This window comes from uncultured Veillonella sp. (genome assembly GCF_915069625.1).
Classification (GTDB): domain Bacteria; phylum Bacillota; class Negativicutes; order Veillonellales; family Veillonellaceae; genus Veillonella.
The window spans coordinates 1-3193 of record NZ_CAJZFD010000192.1 but is presented as its reverse complement, the minus strand read 5'-3'; the positions used below and the strand labels follow the sequence as shown (position 1 = coordinate 3193).

The 3193-nt window shown below is 37.4% G+C and carries 4 protein-coding genes; all 4 read left to right on the top strand.

Annotation, left to right across the window (positions count from 1 at the left end):
* Nucleotides 1-602 (top strand): hypothetical protein (locus QZ548_RS08675; protein WP_295869737.1); only part of this gene is annotated, 602 nt, incomplete at its 5' end.
* A 68-nt stretch (nt 603-670) separates the two neighbouring features.
* Complete coding sequence (gene acpS / locus QZ548_RS08670; RefSeq protein WP_024066570.1) at nt 671-1042, top strand: holo-ACP synthase; 372 nt, start codon at nt 671-673, stop codon at nt 1040-1042.
* A gap of 1 nt (nt 1043) precedes the next feature.
* Entirely contained in the window at nt 1044-2615 is a 1572-nt protein-coding gene (locus tag QZ548_RS08665) for an NAD(P)H-hydrate dehydratase (protein WP_295824954.1), read from the top strand.
* 2 nt (nt 2616-2617) lie between these two features.
* On the top strand, nt 2618-3193 hold a 576-nt coding region (locus QZ548_RS08660; RefSeq protein WP_295869734.1), incomplete at its 3' end, for an MBL fold metallo-hydrolase.

Genomic DNA, 3193 nt, shown 5'->3' with positions numbered 1-3193 from the left:
ATGCTGATAATACAAAGCAAATTATTTATGAAATTAACCCCACAACGTTGCAAGTGGTTGCTAAGTATGAATATAGTCAAAAACGTTTATTAGGTCATATGAATACGTTAACCTATAATCCGAATAACAATCGTTACTATACTACTAATGCCGTTGTAGATGGATATATTGTTACGCCTATAGAGGCTGATAGTATGATTGTTGAAGCGCCTATTAAATTGAAAGAAAAGGTATTTAACTTTGCCTTTGATAAAGACCGTAATCAATATGTGTCGATTGTGCCTTTAACAAATTCTCATCGTACTATTAACTACTATGATTCAAATTTTAATAAGGTAAAAACGTATAAGATTGATGCAGAGCATACCGACTTAAATAATAATGGTGCTTATGCTGCTAATGGTAATACTATTTTTACAACCTTAACGACCTTCGTTTTCGTCGATGATGAAGGCGTAGTAAAGAATATAAGTCCTTATACTTCAGGAATGGAAGTAGAAGATATGGATTATCGTAATGGTCAAATGTATGTGGCCGTTAATCGCAAGGGAAAGGTTGAAATTTATAGTTTGCCTACATTACCATTTTCAGTAAATGCCTAGATTTTATCTATGTTTTTATCCACTTTAAGAGTGTATAATATAAATGTTAGGGTAATTTAGGAGTTATTATGAAATTAGGGAATGATATTATAGAAATTGACCGCATCCGTCAAGCTTTAGAGAAATCTCAATCATTTCGCGACCGTGTATATACGCCTCATGAGATTGATTATTGTGAAAGTCGAAATAAGGGGCGTTACGAGTCTTATGCCGGTATATATGCCGCTAAAGAGGCTTTCATTAAAGCATTAGGTACGGGAATGCGTCATGGATCATGGCAAGATATAGAAATCGGTCATGATGAATTAGGGGCTCCCTTAATTCGTTTACAAGATACTTTTAAAGATATTTATGAAACATTAGGCTATACGGATACACATGTATCGATTAGTCATTGCAAAGCATATGCAATGAGTACAGTTATACTTGAAGGAGCATAAGATGCAAATATTAACAACTGAAGATGCTCGATATATAGATCAAGAAGTACCTAAGCAATTAGGTGTCTCTTTAGAAATTTTAATGGAAAATGCAGGACGTGGTATTGTGGATGCTTTGTGGGGACAATATGACTTATTTTCCTTAGATCATGCACGTTCTATCAATAGTTTTGTGCTATTTATCTGTGGTACAGGAAATAATGGGGCAGATGGTCTGGTAGCCGCTCGTCATCTATTAGAACAAGGCGTACCTGTACAAATTGTACTAGTAGGTGATACGAGCAAGTGTAGTGACCTCTTTGCAGTACAACTTGAAAGATGTGAAGCAATGGGTTGTATCATTGATATGTATGATGAATTCAATGATTGGTCCAATGTGGCTATCGCTGTAGAAGGTATTATGGGCACAGGTTTAACAGGCCGATTGCGGGATTTAACCATCGATGTTTTGCATGATATTGATACTATGCGTAGTCAATATAATTTTGATTTGTGGGCTATTGATGTACCGGCAGGGCTAGATGCTTCTTCTGGTCAAATTTCAGAGGGAACATTGACTTATGATTATACGGTTACCTTTGGAGCTATTAAACAAGGCTTATTATTATATCCTGGTAAGGCCATAGGGGGCACCGCTATTGTTGCACCGCTAGGCGCACCTTGGCAATACGTATTAGTTGATCGAGATAGTACTATAACTATTGATTCGGATTTAGCAGAAACGCTAATTAATTATCGAGTCCCTATGGCACACAAAGGTGTAAATGGGAATACATTAATCGTCGGTGGGTCTAGTGATATGGTGGGAGCCCCTATGTTGGCCGCAGAAGCTGCTGTTCACAGTGGATCCGGTAAGGTTACATTAGGCGTTCCAGATACAATTAAACAAGTTGTTCAAGGTCGTATCATACCGGAAGTAATGGTAACATCTATCGATGAAAATGAATCCCTTTATGACGGACATCAAGTAGTTGCTATTGGTCCTGGTTTGGGGCGCACTACAGATATTCAAGATGTAGTAAATCAAGCTATAAATTCCTGTGAAGGCGCTCTCGTCATTGATGCAGATGCGTTATATGCATTGGGGCATGTAGGGGCTGTAGATAAAGATGCTTTGCGCGATGGCCATATTGAGTCCGTATATAAGGTACAAAAAAATCTGCCATACTGTGTAATGACGCCTCATTTAGGTGAATTTAGTAGACTTATAGATTTACCAATAAAATGGATTGAACGTCATTATATTACTTTGGCTAGAGCATTTGCTAAAGCGCATCAAGTTGTATTAGTGCTAAAAGGAATTCCTTCTGTTGTAGCACTACCTGATGGTACGGTATATGTTAATACTATCGGAAATGCTGGTATGGGAACTGGCGGTATGGGGGATGTATTAACAGGTATTATTGCAGGTTTTATTAGCCAAGGTTATTCCTTACAAGATGGTGCAATTTTAGGTGTCTATGTACATAGTCGAAGTGCAGATATACTAAGTGATACTAAAACTTGGGGGTATACACCTAGTGATGTAAGTACATCGATAGGTTGTGTCATTAGTGAATTATTGGGAGAATAAGAATGACAAATAAAATACAGCGATTTATAGCCTTTTTATTAGTGCTATGCATTCCAATCTTTGCCATTGCAGGATGCACGAATAAAGATGTGGCCAATGCAGCATCTCAGAATAGCACTAATGTAAATGAAGGCTATTCCATTGATACGAAACAAACGAATCCTGAAGGTCACCTAGACGTATATATGCTAGATATTGGTCAAGGGGATGCCATATTGCTCAAGGTTGGCGATGAATATAGTATGATCGATACTGGTGACATAGAGCATCGTGAGAACATTGTGGCACAGTTAAAGTCTATGGGGGTTACAAAGCTAAAAAATGTAATTATCACACATCCTCATGCTGACCATATGGGTGGTTTCTATGCTATTGCAAAAGCTATGCCTATTGAACATGTGTATGATGATGGCATTTCTGTTGATAATAATATGTATAAAACCTATGAAAAATGGATTGATAAAAATAAAATCCAACGGTCTACATTGCGTAGTGGTGATGTAGTGGATTTTGGTCATGGAGCGGTATTTGTTGTATATGCACCTTGGACTGAACCTTTAACAGATAAAAAAGGAGCG